Annotated in this window: 24 protein-coding genes; all 24 read right to left on the reverse strand. The window is 68.4% G+C overall.

Annotated elements, in window-relative coordinates; translation table 11 throughout:
- Positions 1-3 precede the first annotated feature (3 nt).
- Positions 4-2,622 carry a hypothetical protein gene (locus GAK38_RS03880; RefSeq protein WP_325341605.1) on the reverse strand — a complete coding sequence of 873 codons (2,619 nt, stop codon included), beginning with the start codon at positions 2,620-2,622 and terminating at the stop codon, positions 4-6.
- Between the two features lie 3 nt (positions 2,623-2,625).
- Positions 2,626-3,129, reverse strand: a complete 504-nt coding sequence (locus tag GAK38_RS03885) for a virion core protein, T7 gp14 family (RefSeq protein WP_325341607.1) — start codon at positions 3,127-3,129, stop codon at positions 2,626-2,628.
- 16 nt (positions 3,130-3,145) lie between these two features.
- Entirely contained in the window at positions 3,146-3,583 is a 438-nt protein-coding gene (locus GAK38_RS03890; protein WP_325341609.1) for a hypothetical protein, read from the reverse strand.
- Positions 3,580-5,898, reverse strand: coding sequence for a phage nozzle protein (locus GAK38_RS03895; protein ID WP_325341611.1), 2,319 nt, complete (start codon positions 5,896-5,898; stop codon positions 3,580-3,582). Before GAK38_RS03895 ends, GAK38_RS03890 begins: the two co-directional genes overlap by 4 nt.
- The gene (locus GAK38_RS03900) at positions 5,898-6,470 is read right to left on the reverse strand and encodes a hypothetical protein (protein WP_325341613.1); all 573 of its coding nucleotides are present in this window, start codon (positions 6,468-6,470) and stop codon (positions 5,898-5,900) included. Before GAK38_RS03900 ends, GAK38_RS03895 begins: the two co-directional genes overlap by 1 nt.
- 60 nt (positions 6,471-6,530) lie before the next feature.
- Positions 6,531-7,538 carry a hypothetical protein gene (locus GAK38_RS03905; protein ID WP_325341615.1) on the reverse strand — a complete coding sequence of 336 codons (1,008 nt, stop codon included), beginning with the start codon at positions 7,536-7,538 and terminating at the stop codon, positions 6,531-6,533.
- Positions 7,539-7,676: 138 nt separating this feature from the next.
- Positions 7,677-8,471, reverse strand: a complete 795-nt coding sequence (locus tag GAK38_RS03910) for a capsid assembly protein (protein WP_325341617.1) — start codon at positions 8,469-8,471, stop codon at positions 7,677-7,679.
- Complete coding sequence (locus GAK38_RS03915; RefSeq protein ID WP_325341619.1) at positions 8,468-9,988, reverse strand: portal protein; 1,521 nt, start codon at positions 9,986-9,988, stop codon at positions 8,468-8,470. The genes GAK38_RS03910 and GAK38_RS03915 overlap by 4 nt, the downstream gene beginning before the upstream one ends.
- Positions 9,985-10,179: a hypothetical protein gene (locus tag GAK38_RS03920; RefSeq protein WP_325341621.1), complete on the reverse strand. Its 195-nt coding sequence runs from the start codon at positions 10,177-10,179 to the stop codon at positions 9,985-9,987. The genes GAK38_RS03915 and GAK38_RS03920 overlap by 4 nt, the downstream gene beginning before the upstream one ends.
- A 338-nt stretch (positions 10,180-10,517) precedes the next feature.
- On the reverse strand, positions 10,518-10,679 hold the full coding sequence (locus GAK38_RS03925; RefSeq protein ID WP_325341623.1) for a hypothetical protein: 162 nt from the start codon (positions 10,677-10,679) through the stop codon (positions 10,518-10,520).
- A 127-nt stretch (positions 10,680-10,806) separates the two neighbouring features.
- Positions 10,807-11,337, reverse strand: coding sequence for a hypothetical protein (locus tag GAK38_RS03930; protein ID WP_325341625.1), 531 nt, complete (start codon positions 11,335-11,337; stop codon positions 10,807-10,809).
- Entirely contained in the window at positions 11,334-11,933 is a 600-nt protein-coding gene (locus tag GAK38_RS03935; protein WP_325341627.1) for a deoxynucleotide monophosphate kinase family protein, read from the reverse strand. The genes GAK38_RS03930 and GAK38_RS03935 overlap by 4 nt, the downstream gene beginning before the upstream one ends.
- Complete coding sequence (locus GAK38_RS03940) at positions 11,917-12,708, reverse strand: hypothetical protein (RefSeq protein WP_325341629.1); 792 nt, start codon at positions 12,706-12,708, stop codon at positions 11,917-11,919. The genes GAK38_RS03935 and GAK38_RS03940 overlap by 17 nt, the downstream gene beginning before the upstream one ends.
- 94 nt (positions 12,709-12,802) lie before the next feature.
- The gene (locus tag GAK38_RS03945; RefSeq protein ID WP_325341631.1) at positions 12,803-13,321 is read right to left on the reverse strand and encodes a hypothetical protein; all 519 of its coding nucleotides are present in this window, start codon (positions 13,319-13,321) and stop codon (positions 12,803-12,805) included.
- Positions 13,318-13,701, reverse strand: coding sequence for a group I intron-associated PD-(D/E)XK endonuclease (locus GAK38_RS03950; RefSeq protein ID WP_325341632.1), 384 nt, complete (start codon positions 13,699-13,701; stop codon positions 13,318-13,320). Before GAK38_RS03950 ends, GAK38_RS03945 begins: the two co-directional genes overlap by 4 nt.
- Positions 13,702-13,718: 17 nt before the next feature.
- Positions 13,719-15,614, reverse strand: coding sequence for a DNA polymerase (locus GAK38_RS03955; RefSeq protein ID WP_325341634.1), 1,896 nt, complete (start codon positions 15,612-15,614; stop codon positions 13,719-13,721).
- Between the two features lie 4 nt (positions 15,615-15,618).
- A complete protein-coding gene (locus GAK38_RS03960; RefSeq protein WP_325341635.1) occupies positions 15,619-15,882 on the reverse strand; it encodes a hypothetical protein in 264 nt (87 codons plus the stop codon).
- Positions 15,879-16,184, reverse strand: a complete 306-nt coding sequence (locus GAK38_RS03965; RefSeq protein ID WP_325341637.1) for a hypothetical protein — start codon at positions 16,182-16,184, stop codon at positions 15,879-15,881. Before GAK38_RS03965 ends, GAK38_RS03960 begins: the two co-directional genes overlap by 4 nt.
- Before the next feature lie 4 nt (positions 16,185-16,188).
- A complete protein-coding gene (locus GAK38_RS03970; RefSeq protein WP_325341639.1) occupies positions 16,189-17,817 on the reverse strand; it encodes a toprim domain-containing protein in 1,629 nt (542 codons plus the stop codon).
- Positions 17,814-17,975 (reverse strand): hypothetical protein, encoded by a 162-nt coding sequence (locus GAK38_RS03975; protein ID WP_325341640.1) that lies wholly within the window; start codon positions 17,973-17,975, stop codon positions 17,814-17,816. Before GAK38_RS03975 ends, GAK38_RS03970 begins: the two co-directional genes overlap by 4 nt.
- A 78-nt stretch (positions 17,976-18,053) precedes the next feature.
- Complete coding sequence (locus tag GAK38_RS03980; RefSeq protein ID WP_325341641.1) at positions 18,054-18,305, reverse strand: helix-turn-helix domain-containing protein; 252 nt, start codon at positions 18,303-18,305, stop codon at positions 18,054-18,056.
- Between the two features lie 46 nt (positions 18,306-18,351).
- Positions 18,352-18,594, reverse strand: coding sequence for a hypothetical protein (locus GAK38_RS03985; RefSeq protein ID WP_325341643.1), 243 nt, complete (start codon positions 18,592-18,594; stop codon positions 18,352-18,354).
- Complete coding sequence (locus GAK38_RS03990; protein WP_325341645.1) at positions 18,591-18,974, reverse strand: RusA family crossover junction endodeoxyribonuclease; 384 nt, start codon at positions 18,972-18,974, stop codon at positions 18,591-18,593. The genes GAK38_RS03985 and GAK38_RS03990 overlap by 4 nt, the downstream gene beginning before the upstream one ends.
- Positions 18,955-19,548: an ssDNA-binding protein gene (locus tag GAK38_RS03995; protein WP_325341646.1), complete on the reverse strand. Its 594-nt coding sequence runs from the start codon at positions 19,546-19,548 to the stop codon at positions 18,955-18,957. Before GAK38_RS03995 ends, GAK38_RS03990 begins: the two co-directional genes overlap by 20 nt.
- Positions 19,549-19,551 lie beyond the last annotated feature (3 nt).

Consider the following 19,551-nt stretch of genomic DNA (forward strand, 5'->3'; position numbering starts at 1 on the left):
GGGTCAGAAAGGTTTGCGGAAGCGGATCGCGGCGCCGCCCTCGGTCGTCGTGCCGTGCAGGAACTGCTGGCGGTCGGCCGATGCGTCGTTGCGCTTGTCGATGGCGGTCTCTGCGGCCTTGGCAGCTGCGTCGGCCCTTTCCTTGTCCCCCAGCAGCCGGAAGCCGTAGTGGAGCTGGTAGGCCCCGTCGATCCCGCTGGGCACGGCGATGAAGCCGGGCGGCAGGATGCGCTGGAAGAACTTCTGCGCCTCGCGGGGATCGCTGGGCACGGTCTCCTTGCGCACGGTGGGCGCCTCGTAGGTACCGACGCCCGTCCACTTGTCCGGGGTGGTCACCGTGCCCGGCACGTCGATGGTCTGGCCGACCGCGAACTGCACCGGCATCCCGCGCGTCTTGAGGAGCATCAGGCCGTTGTCGTCGGGCCGGTTGGTCCAGACGGCCTTGGTGTCCGGGAACGCCGAGGGCAGCGCCCGCGCCAGCGCCTCCAGGTCGGAGGACATCGTGGCGTGCGGGTCCTCCCGCTGGCCCAGGGCGTTCTTCATGGGCACGCCCGCGTAGATCGGCGGGTAGCCCTTGGCCCTGGAGACCGGGGAGTTCGGGTTCGCGTTGAGCGGATCGCCCACCGTCTGGCCGCGCGTGTCGAACTGGTTCTTCACGAGCTGGAGGGCGCCGCTCTGCGACGGGATCAGGAGGTATCGGCCTTCGATGGTCGGGCCGATGTTCTTGAACGCCGCATCGAGGTCGATGGAGCCGTTGCGCCTGCGCTGGATAGCGAAGTCCTTGCGCAGCAGGCCCTCGATTTCCGAGCGCACCATGCTGTCCATGCCCACGTCCTTGTTGAAGAACCAGCCCTCGCGGCCGGCGCTCTGGCGGCCGAGCATCATCAGCCCCTTGTCCACCTTCTTCTGGAAGTCGGCGGCCTCGGTGCCGTGCTTGCCGGCGAATTGCGGAAGGTTCCAGTAGGCGGACTTCTCGCCCTGGGCCATCGCGTCCCGGGAGCGGGGGTCCGCAAGGAAGTCCGCGTAGCTGGACTCCGTGTCCTGGCCGTCCACGCCGTTGGCCTTGAGCGACCGATACCACTGCTCGGTGTTGGCGTCCGGGAAGAACTTGGACAGCAGCCCGTCGGTCACGCCCTGGCGCTCCAGCTCCTGCGCCCCACGGAATGCGCGGGCGGCGGCCTTCACGTCCTGGCCGCCGAGGGCGCCGAACATCTTGACCCGCAGGGACTTCGGGGCGGCCTCGCCCATCATGGCCTCCTGGTTGGGCCGGGACGCGAGCAGCCGCGCGGTCTGGAGCATGGCAGCGTCGCTGTACTGCGGGTTGACCAGCCCGGTCTGCTGGGCGCTCGCGGCGAGGTCCTCGAAGCCCGGGAGCTGCTGTGCTGCCATGGCGATCCCCTGCTCCTGCTCCAGCTCGGTCATGACCTTGCCGCCGGTGGCGTTCACTGCGTCGATGCCAAAGTGGGAGCCGTTGGTGCCCTGGCCCGTGAGCGCCATGAAGTAGCGGTTGACGTTGGCCTTCTGCTTGAGGAACGCGCGGATGTCGCCGTCGATGGCGTTGAACTTGTCCTTGCCCACGCCGTGCCGTGCGTCGATGTCCACGCCCTGGGCCACCAACCCCATGAAGTCATCGGCAGTGGCGTTGGGGTCGCCCTTGATCGCGGCGGCGCGGGTCTGCCACTGGGAGACCTCGTTGTATGCCTGGATGGTCTTGACCTGGGTGACCCGGTGCAGGGCCTGCTCGCTCATGCGCTGGTACGCCTCGGCGTTCCGCGCGGCCCAGGTGACTGGCTTGCCCTCGGCGTCCGTGCCGACAGGCAGCGAGTCCAGGGCGTTGAGGAACGACAGGGCCTGCCTCTCGTTCTGCGCGGTGCCCATGATGGCGACCATCAGCTTGTCGGCCCGGGTCACGTCACCGTTGGTCACGGTGAGGAGCTGGCCGCGCATGTCGGCCACATTGCCCACGGTGAAGCCACCCTGGGCCTGGAGCTTCGCCGTCTGGGCCTGGATGATCGTGTTGGTCGCCGTGCGTTCCTGGTCGTCCAGGCGCTGCGTGTCGGCCTGGGCCACCATCTGCCGGGCGCTGTTCATGAACGCGCCCATCAGGCGGGAGTCGAAGTCCCGGTCGCCCGTGCCGTGGCCGACCTCGGACTGCCAGAACGCCTCGGCGGTCGCCGTGGGGTCCTGGGTCCCGTCGCGCGGCAGCGCAGCGAGGTGCTCCTTGAACTTCTGGGTCAACGCGAACGCCTGGGCGTCGGCTGCGGACTGCTGGTACGCGCCGGCGTAGGCTTGCCGGTTGGCGTACTCCGGGGCCATCGGGCGGCCGGCCTTGTGATCCACGGCGCCCTGGAGCGCGATGTTCTGGTTCTCGCGCTCGATCTTCGCCCGCTCCTCGTAGGCGTCGATATCGGCGATCTTGTTCACGGTCTGCGCGGCCGTGTTGAAGAACGACCCCAGGGCCGTGCCGATGGCCGACATAGCCGCGCCTTTGTTGGTGAGCTGGGGCTGGGAGACCCGGTACGGCGTGGTGTTGACCGAGGGGGCCTCGGCCTGGGAGCCGACCGCCGGCAGGCGGCCGGAGGTCGCGGCGAACTGCCGCGAGTTCTGGGAGCCTTCGGCCATGTGTCAGTCCTGCTTGTAGTTCTTGGCGAGGTTCTTCTGCGTCGTGCGGGCGTGTTCACCCGTGTAGGCGTTGGCAGCGCCACCGGCGAGCGAGGTGAAGAACTGGAGGTTGCTGGCCGAATAGCCGGCGTTGATCTGGTCGAGCTTGTCCTGCGTGGACGTGATCGCGGCGGCGTTGGACGATTGGATGGACGAGCGCGTGTTGCGCAGGCCCGCGTCGATGCGCGAGTAGTCCTCGGCGGCGCCGGCCTGGATGTTGATAGCGCGGGCCGTCAGGGAGCCGCCGCCCTGGGCCGCGATCACGCGGGCCATCGAGAGCTGCTGCGCCGCCTTGCGGGCGCGGTCGGTCTGCTGCTCGAATGCCTGGGCGTCCGCTGCGCGGGACTGCTCCTGGTTGGCGGCGTAGGTCAGGCGCAGGTTGTTGTTGGCGGTCTCGGCCTGCTGGGAGAGCGCCGCGTTGCTGGCCTGCCGCTGCGCCAGAGCACCGGCGGCGGAAACAGCCAGCATGGTCAGGGTGGCAGGTTCACACATGGAGGTAATGGGGGAGGAAGACAGGGTGGCCGGTGTCGCGGGGCGTGAAGCCCAGCCAGGACAGCCAGCGGAGGTGGAGCGCGTTCTCGCGCCAGGGGGCGCAGCCGAGAACGTCGAAGCCGGCCGAGGCCCGTGCGATGACGGGCCGGCAGGCGCGGAGGAATGAGAGGGGCACCTCCTCGATCCGAGGGGTGCCGAGCATCCAGATGGAGCCCAGGCGGCCGGGGAAGCGCTGGACGCCCCAGACACACACGAGCTGCCCTGCGTCGGTCTCGAAGGCTTCGCAGACTTCGGAGCCGGCCCAGGCGCGGAGCGCCTTGTCGAGCGGCGATGCGCCGTCCGCCACCAGGGACAGCTCCTGGAGGTCCTTGGATCGCAGGCTGTCTGCGAGGGTCCAGCAGTCGTCAATGGTGGCGGGTCGGAGGTTCATCGTCGTGGGTTGGTGTAGCGGGCCTGGAGGGTCAGCCCGGTGATGCACAGGGGGCCGGTGCTGGTCGTGGTGACGGTGAGCGATGCCGCGTCGCCGCGCGAGTTGAACGGCACGCTCAGGCTCACGTCGTGGGCTATTTCGGGAACCGGGACGCTGTTGACCAGCCGGGGCGACACGCCGGTCACCATGTCCACCCGGTCGGGCCGGGTGACGGTGGCGGTGTAGTCGCAGGAGACCATGCAGTCCACGGTGACCCGGGCGACCTGGAGCCGGCCCAGCGGCGTCGTCTTCTCGTCCACCGTGGGGTAGAACGGTGAGAACGTCGCGGTGCGGGTGTAGCGCAGGCCGGCATAGCCCGTGGTCTGGGCGAGCTGGTAGGGGAAGTGGGCGAGCCACTGCGAGCCGTCCGTCACCACGGTGCCGGTGTACTCGCGCCACCAGCCGTCGCCCTGGTTGACCAGGATCACGACCTCGGCGAACGCGGCGAACGCCGTGGGCAGGATCACCTCGCTGCGCTGCCGCGCGGTGTTCCAGGCTACCTCCACGGCCACCGCATGGTCGAGCCGCTTGTCGGCGTCCAGGTCGCCGCCCAGGCCGGCCTCGGCCAGCATGGTGAGCACCTTGAGCAGCCCGCCGGAGGTCGCAAGCAGGTAAAGGGTGTCCTCGTGGACCCAGTAGGTCAGGATGCGCTCGACGCCGGGGAAGCTCATGCTGCTCCAGGCGTTCTGCGCCCGCTGGCCGTCCTTCCAGTAGGAGGTCTGCACGAACAGCTTGCCCGGCTCGCTCTGGTCCCACAGGTAGACCCGGCCGCTCTGGGCCGCGCCCTCGATGCGCCGCACCTTGCCGCTCAGGTAGCCCGGGACGTGCTTGCTCAGGTCCTCGGCCGTGTTGTTGGCCGTCTGCTGGTCGTACTGGTACTCCCAGAGCGCCGAGCGTCCGCTCGATGGTCCGGTGTAGTACAGGCTGTCGCCGAGCACCCGGGGCGGGCACACGGTGTCGAGCTGGTACTTGGTCACCACGCCGATCACGGCGTCGGTCGGGGTCACGGCGTCGTCGCCGGGGATTTCGAGCTGGGCGTTGTCGCACAGGACCATGAGCTTCGAGCGGAAGCCGACCATCCAGGCCACCTTCGCCACGTCCTGGGTCTCGATGGGCAGCGTCACCGGGTCCGCCGGCAGCACCTCGCGGGCGCTCTGGCGGAAGAAGTTGAACAGGTCGTCGGCTTGGCTGGAGTACACGGTGTCGTCGGCGGCCAGCCAGAGCCGGCCCTTCCAGTTCGCCAGGGCCGTGAGCTTGTAGCCCACGAAGTCCGGGAACGGGTTGGAGTCGTCGTCGCCCGTCTCGCGGGCCACCCAGGCGCAGGGTTGCAGCTCGAAGGCGTTGGTCGCGGTCTGGTGCAGCCGGATGGGCAGCGTCGATGCGGTCAGGCTGCCGGTGGTGGCGCCGTTGGGCGCGTAGCTGCACTCGATCCAGGCGTTTTTCGCCGAGTCGTACCGGACGTAGTAGGACGACTTCGTGGAGCCGGAGCCCAGGTCCACCAGGATCGGCACTCCGGTCTCGAAGGTCGCCGGCAGGTCCGAGGTCGCGGTGACACGCCCCTTGATGGTGTAGGCGGCCTCCTCGTCCCAGTTGTTGGCGAACACGATGCTCGACAGGATCGAGGCCGAGGCCGTGACCTTGATGACGTTCGGGGCCACCAGGGTCGCTGTGGCGCCGGGGAGCGAGGAAGTGATCCCGGTAGCGAGCTGGAGTGCGATGCTGTCGCGGCCGATGCTTGTGTTGGACGCGACCGTCACGGACGCCGTGCCAACCTCGGAGGTCACCCGGTAAATCTGGGCGGCCGTCGAGGTCTTGCGGACCACGAGGTAGACAGCGGTCAGGTCGGTCACGGCCGTGACCGTAGAGCCCACCGTCACCTCGGTGTTGAGGATCAGCGTGGTGTCCGACAGGCTCAGGTAGCGCAGGCCCTCGGTGGTCGAGCCGATGTAGCTCTGCACGTAGGGGCCGACGGTCAGGCTGGCCTGGATACCGGACTCGACGTTCCAGACCTCGATGCTGCCAGCCTCGGCGCGGCGCAGCACGACCCAGCGCTGGCCGTCCGTGGTGCGGAAGAAGTGGTGCCCGCTGGTGGCGTAGTTGGCGCCTTGCAGGGCGCCCACCAGCCGGGTGCCGGGACGGTCCACGAAGCCTGCGTAGTCCACGGAGGGCAGGAAGTTTTCCAGCTCCTGCATCTGGCTCGGCGAGCGCTGGAGGTACGCCTGCCGGCTCACGCCGTGGTACAGGCCGCCGATGCGCGGCTGGAGCAGCCCGTCCATCAGACGAGCCTCCGGTGGACCCGGCGGCGCAGGTAGTACAGGTCGGGGTTGTCGAGCATGTTGAAGTCGTCAATGACGGACTCGGCGTCCCGGGCGTCGCCCTGGGCCTCGTACTGCTCCTCCTGCGCGAACTGGTCGAGCTGCGAGGAGCCGACGTAGGAGCGCTGGTACGCCTTGATGGCGCGGCCCACGACCTCGCGCTGAACGTGGTAAGGGCAGTCCTCGAAGGCGAAGGACCGGATGAGGTTGACCTCAAGGTCCGCGTCGAATTCGTCGCTCTTGCGGTCCACGTCGTACAGGCGGTCGCCGCGTTGAACGATGTTGCGGTTGGGGTCGGAGGACGCGACGTGGAGGACGCTGGCCGGGATCAGGACATGACCGTCCGAGTCGGGTCCGGTCTTCCAGCCGTTGTCGGTGTTGAAGTCCCAACCCTTGGCGAGGACCTTGATGGTCTCGGCGTCCAGGACGGCACCGGCATTGGCGTAGTCGCCGGCTCCAGCCACCTCCACGAGGATGACCTGTTCGCCTACGGCCACGAGAATCTGGTTGATGGCTTGGAGTCGTGTGAGCATGTGAGAGGCGCCCCGAAGGGCGAAGAAAAAACCCAGCCGGGCGAGGGCTGGGTCTGGGGGTTACCGCTTAACCGGCGGGGGGAGGCGGAACTCCACTGCGTATTCGCTACGCAGGGTGCCGTGGCCCTTGATGGTCTTGGCGACCAGGAAGTCCTCCTGGCGGCGAACGTCGCGGGCGGTTTCCACGGTCACGTCCAGCAGGCTCAGGGTCGCCACGGCGTCCGGGAGCCACAGGAGACCCGTGGTCTTCGAGTAGTCCGAGCGGTACTTGGGGTACACGCTGGTCACGGCCGTCTCGTTGGTGTTCGGCAGGAGGTTGGACGGGAAGATCGTCACGCCCTCGAAGCGGATGGCTTCGGTCGGGGTCGAGCCCACGCCGGCTTCTGCCAGGGTGATTTCCTTGTTCAGGTTCAGGTACACCCCGTTCGTGTTCTTCGCGTACTTGATCGCGTCGAACACGTTGTAGTTCACCACGCCGTAGATGGTGGCGCCGATGGGCACGTTCTTGGCGAACAGCGCACGCTTGGCGGCGCGGATGCCGTCCACCCAGGTCACGCCGTCAGCGGCCGAGGTATTCACGAGGCCGGCGTCGGTGATGACGGTGCCGCCCGAGTGCGGGATGTTGGCCGAGCCGGTGTCGCGGGCCGCCAGCGCGATGCTGCGGAAGACGTTCTGGTCGATGGCGCGAGCCAGGACCGCGCCCATTTCGGTGGAAATGGGGCTGCGGATGTCGAAGTGCGACATCAGAACGTCCAGGTCCCACAGCGCGTGGCTGGCCGTCAGCGGGCCGTCCACGGTCACCGTGACCTCATCGGTCAGGAAACCGTTGCCCAGGAGTTCCTGGCCGCGCGTGATGTACTCGGCCGTGGACACGCCGGTGCGCGGGAACTGCCAGCTCTTGCCGGCGCCGATGGACTTCTCGCGGGTCTTGCCGGCGGTCAGGGTGTTGGCCGTCAGGGCCGTGAGGACTTCGCCGCCGAACTGCTTGAGGAACAGGTTGCGGTCGTCGGTCGTGGAGGTACCCTGGCCGAATGCGGTGGGGTTGCCGGGATTGCTAGAGAAAGCCATTGCAGCTTCTTTCCTTGGAAGGTAGGGACGAGCCGACCCCCGCCGCCTGGGAATGGCGGACGGACGGGATCAGCGGAGGGAGGGGGAGAGGCGAGAACCGACCCGTGCGCCTTGTGGGCGCAGAGGGGCCGGCCGTGTTCAGAAGCGCGAGTGGCGCAGCTTCTCGGCCACGTCGGCGCGGTACGCCTCGGAGGTCTGGTAGCGCTTGTCGAGCATCGCGGCGGTCATTTCGGACTTGTCGCGGAAGCCCACGGGCTGGGGCGCAGCAGTGCCGTTGACTTGGTGCAGACGCGGCTCGGAGCCAGCCGTCATCCGCTGCCGAAGCAGCGCGATGGCGTCGGCGGCGTTCGGGCCGTTCAGCTCGCGGTCATAGAACGAGCGCTGCTCGGAGGTGAGGTTCTTCTGGCCCCAGGCGACGAGCGCGTTGAACTGCTCGGCACCACCGGCGGCCTCGTGCAGCGAGCGGGTCTGCTCGCGGGCCAGGGCCTGCTGGCCGGCCAGGAACTGCTTGTGCGCCTCGGCGACCTGCTCGGCAGACCAGCCGGTCTGCTGGGCGAACGCCTGGGCCACGGTGTCGTCCAGGGCCTCGGCCGAGAACCCGGCGGTGAAGGCGTCGTAGTCCAGTGAGGGCGCGGTGCCCTCGGTCTCACCGCCCGGCTGGGTCGTGTCGCCCGGGGCCGTAGGTGTATCGGCCGGTGGGTCGGTGAGCTTCGGAACGGCTGGGGGCGTCGCAGCGGGCTCGGCCGGCGGCGCCGTCTGGGCCTGGGTGGCCGGGGGCGTCGCAGCGGCAGGCTCGTGCTTGGCGAACTGGGCGTCGTAGGCCGCGATCATGGCGGCCCGGTGCTCGGGAGAGCCTGGCGAGGGCGGCGTGACCGCAGGCGTCTCGGCTGGTGCGGGGGCGCCCGTGCCGGGCTCTTGGGGGGTGTCGCTCATTGGGGTTCAGGTTGTTGTTGGGCCATCGCGTTGATGGCCGGGGCGGTGCCCCTATCGACAATGGATTGCTGCATCGCCTGCTCCTGCGCCGCCTGCTTCTCGGCCTGGACCTGCTGCTCGGACTTGACGCCGCCAGGGAATCCAAGGGCCGCCACGGTGGGCGTGAGGATGGTGTTGAAGTCGATGCGGGAGGCGGCCTCGGCCTGGAAGGCTTGGGGCACCTCGGCGAACAGGCCGAACAAGGCGCGAGCCTTGTTGACCTGGGCGTCCTTGCCCAGCGCTTCGAGGCCGGTGGTGACCTCGATCACGGTCTTGTCGCCAATCTCGGGCAGTTCCTGGCGGGACTGCATCTGCGCGATGAGCTTCTTGATGCGCCACGCCTGGAGTTCCACGGCCAGCAGGGAATAGACCCCGCCCAGCGCCTGCTCGATTTCCGAGGCCAGCATCTGGAGTTCGTAGGCCGTGACCCGCTCGGCGTCGCGCCGGAGGTCCCCGGTCAGCAGGAACGCCTGGGCGAGGCCACGCTGGAGGTCCTGCTTCTCGGCGCTCAGCGTCTGGACGGCGTTGCCGTTGTTGAATTGGAACGGCTGGATGTCGCCCTGCTGGCCGCCGCGACCCGAGAGCACAGCGCCGTTGCGGGCCTCAGCGATCCGCTTGCGCAGGTTGCCGCCGGCCGCGTTGGGTGCGACGAAGATCAGGTTGCGGGCCGCGAGGGCGCCGAGTTCGCGGATTTGCTGGGAGGTCGCGTCGAGGCCCAGGAGGTCCGAGTAGTTCGCCTCGACATGGCCGCGTCCATAGTTCTCGCCCGGGACGATTTCCCAGGCCAGGGCGTTGGCCGGCATCAGCCCGTGGTGCTCGGTCTCCGGCAGGACGGGCGCATGGCCCAGGTCCTGCTGCACCGTGTAGCGCCGCTCGTCCTTGCGGACGAAGCGGGTGTACAGGACCACATCGGCGGTCTCCTTGAGGTCCGTGTAGCCACGGAGTTCCTCGGGGAGCGCCCGGACCTTGAGCTTCTCGGCGGTCACCAGTTCGATCACGGTGCCTTGCCAGTCGCGCACGCAGACGTACTGCTCCAGGCGGAACTGCTTGATCGTGCCGTCAGGCAGGATGTGTTCGCAGATGTTCCCGGCCACGATCAGGTGCAGCAGCGACGTGTAGGTCGGCCGGCGCCAGTGGAGCGCCTCGATCTTGTCGTTGATGAGCTTCTCGCACTTGGCGAGACCGAGGGTCACGTCCGGCGGAACGTCCATCGTCTGCTGCTGCATCAGGACGGTCGCGGGGACCTTGAGGTTGAACGAGGAGGTCCCGGGCGGCAGGAGCGCCATGAGGAGCTTGGCCGCGAGGTTGACCACGGCGCGGGCGCCGAAGGACTGGTACGTCTGGGGCAGGACCACGGACGGGCTCTGGCCCTCGGGCGGACACACGCTCTGCACGGTCAGCGCCGAGCCGGCGCGGGCGCGGCTGAGGAACGGCTCGCGCTCGGCCGACAGCTCGGCGTAGCGGTCGGCGAGCCTCACAGTTGCACGCCCACGCCCGACGATGCGGTGCTGGTGGCCGGGGCCGTGAGGTAGGTGGCGCGGAGGGCGTTGCGGTTCGCCTTGCGCTTGGCGGCCGTGTCGGTGGCCGAGTCTTCGGCCCCGAAGATGGCCTTGGCGGCCGGGGCGTCAGGCTGCGTGGGCTGCACCGTCGTCGTCTTTGGACTGGACATAGAGGGGGAGGTAGTGGTGCGAGCCGGCCTCCTGGAAGCCGAGGCGCCGCACCAGCGGTGCGTGCTCGGGCAAGGGCTCGGCCCAGACGCCGATGGCGCCGGTGGCTCGCGCTGACGCGGCGAGAAAACGGAGGGTTCGCGGGGTGACCCAGCGGCCGTGGAAGGCCGGGTCTATGGCGACGTGAAGACGGACGGTGCGGAAGGGGCGCGGCTCGAACCAGACGGCCCCGACAGGGCCAGCCACGCCACGAAGCAGGCAGACCGCAGATCGCGCAAGTAGAGGCTGAGTCCACTCCGCAGCGAATGGGTGACCCACCAGCCGGAGGACACGAGCCGCGTCACGCGCTGCTCGCCTCCTGCGGGCTCGGCCGGCCGTTGGCCGCGTCCACGTCGTCTGCGATGGATCGCAGCGATTGGATGGCTTCATGGAACCCGGTGAGTTCGTGGGCCGCCGTGTAGTCGCGGGCGCCCACAAGGGTCGTGATGTCCGTCAGTGGCACGAGCTGCGCGAGGTAGTCCGCCAGCAGGCGAATCTCGGTGGCGCCCGGCAGGTCCGGCGGCAGGCCGTCGTCGCCTATCCTGAGAGTCTTAGGTATAGGGTTAGGACCGGCATCATTCTGCGGGGGTTTATTCCTGGCGACCCACGCGGAGCTTGGCGTACCACGCTTGAAGCGCTTCCAGGCGCGTCGCATTGCGGTTGCAAACCCCATAGTTCACCTCGACGGATTCGACAAGGTCGGCGACGGAAGCGTCCGCTTGATCGCCACCAGCTTCTCCGGGGGCGCTGCCAGTTCCGCCGGCAGCTCCGGCAGCTCGCTCACGAAGCTCGGCTGCTTGGTCGAGCAGCCCGGCAACGCGAGCATCAAGACGAGCAGCACGAAGATCGGAAGCAGCCAGCGCGGCCTGGAGGTCACGGGATACACGGTCATGTTCAGCTTTCTGGTTGGTGAGTTGGGTCTGGAGGGAGGCCACCGCAGCGGCCGAGACCTTGGCGTCGGATGCGCGGGCCGCCTTGACGGCAGCGTCCTGGCGCACCTGGGCGGCCTGGGCCTCCTGGGCTGCGCCGAGGTCGATGAGGTGGGAGCGGTAGGCCCAGCCCCCGGCCAGGACGGCCAGGGAGGCGAGGACGGCCAGGACGGCACGGGAGAGCGTGGTCATGCGCGGAACGACTCCAGCAGCGCGGTGTCTGCCTTCTCGGCCCGGCGCCACAGGCCGTACAGGAAGTGCTCGACCTCCTTGTGCAAGGCCGACAGCGAGAGGTCGTTGAAGATGATGAAGTCCCGGGGGTCCCGGGCTACACCGGCTTCGCTCGGATGCGAGGAGACCTCCAGGGCATCGGGCCGCACGATGTGCAGCACCACGCCGCCGGCCGCGCGGATCGCCTCGGCCTCGTTGTCGAAGCGCACGTCGCTGATGACGGCCCGGCCGCCCGGAATCGTCTCGGCGGCCGCCAGGGCGCGGCGCACCCAGAAGTCCTCGCGGACGAGCTGGCGGCCCCACTCGGTGCCCAGCGTCTGCATGAGCTGGCGGGGCGACTTGCCGATCCAGAGGATCACGGCCTCCTTGACCTCGGTATTCTCCAGCTCGGCCAGGGTGATGCCGGTGAGCTGGGCGACGAATTCGCGGATCGGGGCGGCGAAGGACAGGTTGGAGTAGCCGTACTCGGCGGTCAGCCGGTCGGCGACCGTGGTCTTGCCCGTGCGGGCGCGGCCGGCAAGGCCGATCAGGGGGAATGCCTTAACGTGCGATGTCATGTGCGTTGAACTCGATTCGGTGGTGGGCGACGCGGTAGCGCACGTCCCCGGTGCTGGGGTCGTACTCCCCAGGTCGGAGGATTCGGGAGAGTTGGGCCTGCACCAGGGCGTCCTGGGCGGTCTGGGCCACGTCGCGGTGCTTGCCGGCCTTCGGGCGCTCGAAGCGCCGGACGACCTCGGGCCACCACTCGCTCATGCGGGAGCCGCCGAGCAGGGTGTCCTCGGCGCCCTTGGGGCCGCAGCCGATGCAGCCGGCGAAGCCGTCCGTGGAGTCGCCCATGAGGGTCTGGGTCATCCACCAGTGGTCCGCGCGGTCGGGCGTGATGGTCACGGAGCGGCCGGCCTTCGGACTGTAGAGCCGGCCTGGGATCGTCTTCATGTCCTTGTCGGACGAGCAGATGACGGCCCCCTTGCCGGCCAGGACGCCCAGGGTGTCGTCGGCTTCGAGGCCGCGATACCACACGGCGTCCCAGCGCTCGATGGCCCAGGCTTCGAGGCCGGCGTAGATCACGGGCTTCTCGCCGCGCCCGGACTTGTAGGCGGGGAACAGGCCCCGGCGGAACAGGCCGCGCTCGGGAGGCGAGACCACGAAGGTCAGGTCCACCGCGCCGGCCGAGTCACGCCAGGATTCGACCAGGGAGACCAGGGTTTCCTGGGCCTCCTCCAGCGTCGGCAGGCGGGTCGCGCATTCGCCGCTGTCCCAGTCCACCTCCTCGCGCTTGATGACGCAAGCCTTGTAGATGGCTTCGTCACCGTCGATGAGGGCGACGGTCAATCCCGCCCCTCGCCCTTGGCGTGGCGGTGCTCCAGGTAGCCCATGAAGGCCGCCACGCTCACCAGGGCCACGGCCGCGATGAGGTCGGCGCCGGTCACAGGAGCACCTCGCAGTTCTTCGGGCGGTAGTTCGGGTACTTGTTGCGCAGTCGCACCAGCCGGGACGCGCTCTTTTCTTGGCGCACCTTCTTCGTGTAGGTGATGTCCAGGTTGCGCACGTCGAGCTGGAAGGCCGGCGTGTACAGCAGTCCGGTCGGGGTCATCAGGATTTGCGACAGCGCGAAGTCGTAGTCGTGAACGTCCTGGTAGACATCCCGCACCACTGGCAGCAGCTCGACGGTCGGGAGGTCCTTGCGGGGGATGTGGTAGGTCGAGAGGTGCCCGGTCACGCTGCCGGCGGCGTGCGTGAGCAGTGGCCCGCCGAGCAGCTTGGCGAAGCGCTCGGCCTGCACGTCGAACTCCAGCGCGGAGGTGCTGCGCACGTCCACGAACAGGTCCACGTCCTTGATGGGGGCGCCGAGGAAGGCATCGCGCACCGCCCCGCCGCCGATGACGGAGTACGGGAACAGGGGCGACGCCAAGGTGATGAGGTCTTGGAGGTCGTTGAGGGTCATAGTTCGTGCTGGAACGCAGCCCACGGTGAGGGCTTACGGCCTGGGCGCGTGCCGTCCAGGCAGAGGTTGGTTGACTTGATGAGGGGTGCGGGGATAGACCAGAGCCGGCGACCATCAGGTGCGACGATCACCAGGAGGTCGTAGAGGTCGGCGGGGAGAAGCGCCTGGCCTTTGTTTGTGAGTTGAGTCCGGCACTGGAGGTAAGCCCACGGGGGCGAGGACCTGTTCCATGTGGCGGTCTTGACCTGTACCTTCTTGAGCCCTTCGGCTTGGAAGTCGGCGACGAAATCGACAGCGCCTTGCTGGCACGCCGGCCAGAAGACCTGCTGCCCACGACGCAGGAACCACGCAGCGGCGATGTGCTCGCTGGCGGCTCCCACGTAGTGCTCCCGTGTCGCTAGTGCGTCATGTGCCAGTTGTCACCTATGTCGTAGGCGCCGTCGAGGCGGCAGCGGAACTTGAAGTGCTCGCCGGCCTGGGTGATGGCCCGCTTGCCCAGCTCGCCGATCTGCTCGGCCAGCTCGGGCCGGCACTCGATCTGCCATTCGTCGTGGACGTTGGCGCAGAAGCCGTAGTCCACGCCGTGGCGGTAGCCGGCCGCCGAGAAGGACTCGTACAGGATCACGAGGGCCTTCTTCATCACGATGGCGCCGGTGCCCTGGAGCAGCGTGTTGAGCGCTGCGTGGGCATGGCGGATGCGGATGCGCCGGCCGTCGATGCCGCGCACCCAGCCCTGGGCCTTGGCCTTGGCGGCGATGGCCTCCTTGAGTTCCCGGAAGCCCTTGATACCGTTGATGAGCCGCTGCTTCACCACGCGGCCGATGGCCGTGGGGGTCTTCGGGCGGCACCGGCTGCGGTCCTTGTTCCACTCGATGGCCCAGGCCGGCCACTCGGCTACGGGCTTGCCGCTGCTGCGCCAGTCCTCGATCCAGATGCGGCCGGCCTTCTCGTCGCCTGCCCCGTACAGCGAGCCGTAGAGCAGGGTCTTGGCGCCGTCGCGGCTGTACAGCTCCGTGTTCTTGCGGTTCACGGAGTGGGCGTCGGTCCCCTTGGACTTGTCGCCCTCCAGGAGCTGGAACGTGAGCGTGCCGTCGTCGTAGCGGCTCAGGTAGTGCGCGAGCACGCGCAGCTCCAGGCCCTCGGCGTCGATGCCGACCAGCTTCCAGCCCTCGCGCGGAACCCACAGGGACCGCATCGCGGGGTCCTTGTCGATGTTGGCGCTGTTGGGCATGCGGTGCGTCATGCGCCCCGTGACGGCCCCGTTGGGGTTCACGAAGCCATGCACGCGGTCTTCATCGTCGGTGTGGTGAATCCAGCCGCCGCCGAGCTTGCGGCCCTCCTTGATCCTGGGCGGCCCGGCGAGCTGCGTGTAGCGCTTCTCGGCCCGGGCGAACTTGAGGAGGAGCTGGACCTCGGGGAAGTCCAGTTTCTTGAGCACCTCCTCGGTGATGTTCGGGTTGCCCTTCTCGGTGAGCGGGGCGACCCAGCCGTACTGGCGCCGCAGCCGGGCGGCAACGTGGTGTTCGCTACCCGGGTTGAAGTCCTGGAGCTTGATCTTGGTGTACTCGGCGCCGGCCGTGTAGCCCACGCCCTGGCGGTTCATCGACCGCTTGGGGTTGGTCGTACCGGCCGACACGAAGATCGGCGGGAACGTGCGTTGCAGCTCGGCGATCAGGCCCTGCCGCTCGGCGTCCAGCTCGGCCGCCAGCTTGATGCCGGCGCGGACGTTCAGCATGAAGCCGTTGTCCATCTGGAGGTCGATGAGGAACATCACGTCCAGCTCCAGCGGCAGGCTTTCGCCCCACTGGCGCACGCCGGCCAGCTTATGGTAGAGCGCGATGGTGACCACCACGTCCTGGCCGCAGTAGCTGCGCATGGACTCGTTGTAGGTGTCCCAGCCGCCGTCGTAGACATCTTTGAGGATGCCCATTTCGATGCCGTAGCTCTCCAGCTTGTGGCCGCCCAGGCGCTCGGGGTCGCACAGGCGCCCCATGACCAGGGTGTCGAGGATTTGCTCGGGCGGGATCGAGACCCCGCAGACCTTACTGAGTGCCTTGCGGTCGAAGCCGATGCCGTTGTGGGCGACGGTCAGGCCGCCGGCCTTGACGTGGTGTGAGAGGCGCCTAACGCCCTCCTTGAGGGAGGGGTAGCGGGGGTCGTTGTCGGTGTAGGTGGTCACGATGCCCGTGAACACGTCGCCGATGGCGAGGACGTGGATGCGGTCCAGCTCCTTGAGGAGGCCGTTCGTCTCCAGGTCCCACGCCAGGATAGGTGCCTGGGCGTAGGGGATCATGGCGCTACTGGCATGCCTCGCAGCCGGCGCTCATGTCGCAGACGCCGCCGCTGAGGGGCGTGTCGTCGTCCAAGGTCAGCTCGCGCGGCTCGACGTGGATCAGCACGCGCACCATGACCGGCTTGCGGCCATCGGCGTTGGCACCCGTGGCGGCCCGCAGGAACGCAGCCTTCACGGCGTCGGTGGCGCTGGCGTGGTTGTGCAGGTTGGCATAGCCCTCGAATGCAGCGGGGTCCACGTAGACGGTTTCAGCTTGGATAGTGGTCATGGTCGGGGTTTGAGTTGGGTGTAGAAGGCAGCGATGCGGCGCAGCTCGGCGGCCGTGGCGTCCTTCTTGAGGGCGTTGGCCCGCCAGGACACGACGACGACGTTGCCGCGCACGTAGCCGCGCAGCGGGTTGAGCCGGTCCAGGGACGGCGAGGCCGGCCCCGCCCGGCCCTGTGCCGGCTGGAGCGGGATGCCGAGCACGGGGCAGTGGGTCGGGACGTGGATGTCGGACAGGGCCAGCGTGTGGCGGATGCCGTTGCGCTTGGCCCGGTAGCGGGAGGACTTGAGGAGCGCCCGTGCCACCGACTCAGAAGTCGGTGTTGCCATCGGTCTCGGGGCTGTCGAAGCCCGAGGTGTCCGCCGGCACGAAGGGCTTGAGCCGCCCGGTCTTCGTGTCGTAGCGCAGGTGGTCGGCCGGGCCGGTCTTGCCGCCGCGCCGGACCTTGAGGACCCGCAGCATCGACTCGTCCTTCTCGGGGCCTTCGGCCTGCTGGTCGCGCTCCTTGGCGACGATCACGTCCGGGACCTGCTTGAGCGAGCCCGAGCCCTTGATGTCGTCCAGGGATATCTGGGCGCCTTCCTCGGCCGACTTGGCGCCGCTCTGCGCCTTGCGGATGTGCGCGATGGCGACCACGCTGCACCCGGTGCGCTCGATGAGCGCCCGCAGGCCGACCATCAGCTTGTCGGTGCCGTCCAGGTCGAGCCCGGTGGCGGCGATGGTCAGGTGGTCCAGGAAGATCAGCTCGGCGCCGTTGAGCGCCATGTACTCGATCTTGTTCAGGAGCCCGTCGCTGTCGGTGGCGCCGAAGTGGTCGTATGCCTGGTAGTTGCCACGGCCGAACAGCTTGGCGTGGCTCGCGGCCCACTTGGCGTCCGACAGGATCGACGGGTCGTCCTCCAGGTCCTCGGCCAGCAGGTTGTTGTCCAGCGCGATCAGGTACTTGGCGGTGTCCTCGACGGACTCCTCCAGGAACACGGCGCCGACCTTCTTGCCCCCGACCAGCGCGGCGTACAGCCACTCGCGGGCATCGGTGGACTTGCCCACGCCGGTGCCGGCGGTGAGCAGCCAGAGCTGGCGCGGGCGGATACCCCGTGTCTTCTCGTTGAGCAGCGGGTACGGGGTTTGCCAGCCGGGTGCGGCCTTGGCCTTGAGCCGCTCGACGGTCAGGTCCTCGCCTGCGACCACGCCGTCCGGCCGGTAGGCCCGGCCGCTCCAGGTGGCGTCGAGGACGGCTGGCGCCCCGTGCTCGCGCAGGAGGTCGTTGGCGTCCTTGAGCCCGTGGGGCGTCGTGATGATCTTGACCTTGCCCAGCGGCAGGATGGAGGCGCATTCCTCGGCGGCGGCGCGGCCCGGTTCGTCGTTGTCGAACCAGAGGACGATTTCGGCGAAGGTCTTGAGCCACTCCATCTGGGAGGCCAGCGACTTCTTCGCGCCCTGGGCGCCGTTCGGGACCGAGACCACGGGCCAGCGGTTGGCCTGGGCCTGCGACACGGATAGGGCGTCTATCTCTCCCTCGGTGATGAGGACCTTTTTGCCACCGCTGCGCCACAGGTGCTGGCCGTACAGGCCGGCCTCCTTGAGCGAGCCGAGGACGAAGAAGTCTTTGTCGGCCGTGCGCACCTTCTGCGCCACTGGCTCGCCCAAGGCGTTGCAGTAGGTCGCGGCCTGGACCTTGCGACCCTCGTGGTCGGCGACGCTGTAGCCCCAGAGCTTGCAGGTGGCCTCGGTGATTCCGCGCTTGCCCAGGTCCCGATAGGTACCCCGGATCAGCTCCGAAGGAACCCGCGTTGCGCCGTCGCCTTTGGTGCCGTCGCCGTGGGTGTAGGCGCCGCAGGAAAAGCAGTAGCTGTGACCGTCGTCATAGGTCGCGCAGGCGTCGCTGCTGCCGCAGTCGGCGCACGGCCCCTTCGACAGGAGCGTGCTGTCATCGCTCACTGCGGCTTGGCCTTCTTCGGCGGGTTCAGGAGGGCCTGGAGTTCCTCGAAGGTGACGACGCGGCGGATGCCACGGCCCTTGACCAGCCAGCGGCCGTCCGGGCGGGAGGTGGCGTAGTAGCCGCGCGACTTGAGGGTGGTGGGGTAGAAGTTCGACATGGGTCCAGAAAGCAAAAGCCCCTGGACTTGCGTCTCAGGGGCGGGGGTTGGTCGAGTGGCTCACCAGGAGCCGAGCGGTCACGCCTTGGCTGGCTTGGAGAATCCCTCCAGCACGTAGCGCACGTACCGCTGGCCGATGGGATCGCGCTTCTGCTCCTTGCGAATCGGGGCGCCAGCGTCGCGCAGCTCGGTGATGCGGCGCGAGACCGAGCGGATGCCGTGGACCGCGTGGGCCTCGACGTTGGTGATGGAGCCGACCGTCTCCAGGTGGGCGAGGACCTTGCGGGTCTGCGGAGTCAGGGCGAAGCGTTGGTAGGACGAGAGGGTCATGGTGTCGGGGTATGGGGTTGAGAGGGAGGGCCGGAGCCCTCGGGAATCACAGGTCCAGGGCGGCCTGCGACTCGTTGGCGACCGGGGCCGGCGCGGTGTCGGCGGTGAGGTCGCGCAGGGCCTGGGCCACGCGGCGGCCGGTCTTCGCGGACTTGCGCAGCGCGTTGGCCTCGGTGACCAGGGCGGAAGCCTGGGCCAGCTTGGCCTGGGCCTTGAGCGCGGCGCGGTCGGAGAGCTTCTCCAGGACGGCTTCGGCCTTGCCGAGGAATGCGACGAATCGTTGGCTCATGGTGCGGGCTGGAGGGTGAAACGGATGTGCGGCTGTTCGCCGGGCTGGGGGAAGCGCTTGTCGAGCCGCACGGACACGACCTGCCGGTCATCCCCGTACCACCCGGCCTTCGTCAGTACATCCATCAGCGGCTTGGCGAAGTTGTCGATGTCCCCCATCGGGGTGTCGAACTTCGACTTGGCGATGGGCTTGCACACGAAAGTCGCGGCGAGTACCAGGGGGGCCAGGAGCGTGGCCGGGCTCGGGGGCAGGAGGGACAGGAGCAGCTTCTTGTACGCGGTGTACTTCGCCGGCTCGTAGGCCCCCCATTTCGAGAACCTGGGACGCGGCGCCACCTCGGGCACCACGTCCAGGACGTGCTCAGAAGTCTTCGTCGTCACCGGCGTCGCTGCCGCTGTCGTCGTCACCACGGTCGGCCGTCTCGGCCAGGGCGGTGTCGCCGTCGAACCCGTCCACCTCATCGAACTCGTCCACGGCGGACACGGCGCGGCGCTCCAGGAGCTGGAGGGCGTTGAGGTACAGGGTCACCCCCTTGTTGGCACCGGTGTCGAACTCGCTGGCGGCGATGGCGAGGCGACCAAAGTCACCCGACTTGGCCGTGGCGGCCAAGGGCTTCTTCTTCGCGTCGATCTGGGCCGGCTTGTTCTTCGACTTCGCGGTCAGGAGCCAGAAGCCACGGAACTTGCCGTTCTTCTCCTCGTTCTCCTCGGCCAGCGTGTCGCCGTCCTTGACCGGCACGGTGTCGCGCTTGCCCTTGGCGGCCTTGTGCAGGTCGATGAGCTTGCGGGCGAAGGCGTCGTTGGCTTCGACGCCCTTCTCCAGCTTGAGGGCGCACTTGTACTTGCCCTTGCCGTATTCGCTGTTGTCAGGCTTGTCGATCCAGGCCCAGGTGAACACGCCAGCGGGCGTGATGCCCTTGAACACGATGTTGGACTTCTTCTTTACGTCAGCCATGTG

It is taken from the genome of Xylophilus sp., assembly GCA_009914555.1.
In the GTDB taxonomy this organism is placed as follows: domain Bacteria; phylum Pseudomonadota; class Gammaproteobacteria; order Burkholderiales; family Burkholderiaceae_C; genus WNDY01.

Coding starts and splice junctions, on each gene's coding strand:
- GAK38_RS03985 (WP_325341643.1), bottom strand. CDS start 18,594: ATGAGCCAACGATTCGTCGCATTCCTCGGCAAGGCCGAAGCCGTCCTG.
- GAK38_RS03955 (WP_325341634.1), bottom strand. CDS start 15,614: ATGATCCCCTACGCCCAGGCACCTATCCTGGCGTGGGACCTGGAGACG.
- GAK38_RS03960 (WP_325341635.1), bottom strand. CDS start 15,882: ATGACCACTATCCAAGCTGAAACCGTCTACGTGGACCCCGCTGCATTC.
- GAK38_RS03945 (WP_325341631.1), bottom strand. CDS start 13,321: ATGACCCTCAACGACCTCCAAGACCTCATCACCTTGGCGTCGCCCCTG.
- GAK38_RS03910 (WP_325341617.1), bottom strand. CDS start 8,471: ATGAGCGACACCCCCCAAGAGCCCGGCACGGGCGCCCCCGCACCAGCC.
- GAK38_RS03920 (WP_325341621.1), bottom strand. CDS start 10,179: ATGTCCAGTCCAAAGACGACGACGGTGCAGCCCACGCAGCCTGACGCC.
- GAK38_RS03885 (WP_325341607.1), bottom strand. CDS start 3,129: ATGCTGGCTGTTTCCGCCGCCGGTGCTCTGGCGCAGCGGCAGGCCAGC.
- GAK38_RS03935 (WP_325341627.1), bottom strand. CDS start 11,933: ATGACATCGCACGTTAAGGCATTCCCCCTGATCGGCCTTGCCGGCCGC.
- GAK38_RS03980 (WP_325341641.1), bottom strand. CDS start 18,305: ATGACCCTCTCGTCCTACCAACGCTTCGCCCTGACTCCGCAGACCCGC.
- GAK38_RS03930 (WP_325341625.1), bottom strand. CDS start 11,337: ATGACCACGCTCTCCCGTGCCGTCCTGGCCGTCCTCGCCTCCCTGGCC.
- GAK38_RS03890 (WP_325341609.1), bottom strand. CDS start 3,583: ATGAACCTCCGACCCGCCACCATTGACGACTGCTGGACCCTCGCAGAC.
- GAK38_RS03900 (WP_325341613.1), bottom strand. CDS start 6,470: ATGCTCACACGACTCCAAGCCATCAACCAGATTCTCGTGGCCGTAGGC.
- GAK38_RS03995 (WP_325341646.1), bottom strand. CDS start 19,548: ATGGCTGACGTAAAGAAGAAGTCCAACATCGTGTTCAAGGGCATCACG.
- GAK38_RS03975 (WP_325341640.1), bottom strand. CDS start 17,975: ATGTCGAACTTCTACCCCACCACCCTCAAGTCGCGCGGCTACTACGCC.
- GAK38_RS03905 (WP_325341615.1), bottom strand. CDS start 7,538: ATGGCTTTCTCTAGCAATCCCGGCAACCCCACCGCATTCGGCCAGGGT.
- GAK38_RS03880 (WP_325341605.1), bottom strand. CDS start 2,622: ATGGCCGAAGGCTCCCAGAACTCGCGGCAGTTCGCCGCGACCTCCGGC.
- GAK38_RS03895 (WP_325341611.1), bottom strand. CDS start 5,898: ATGGACGGGCTGCTCCAGCCGCGCATCGGCGGCCTGTACCACGGCGTG.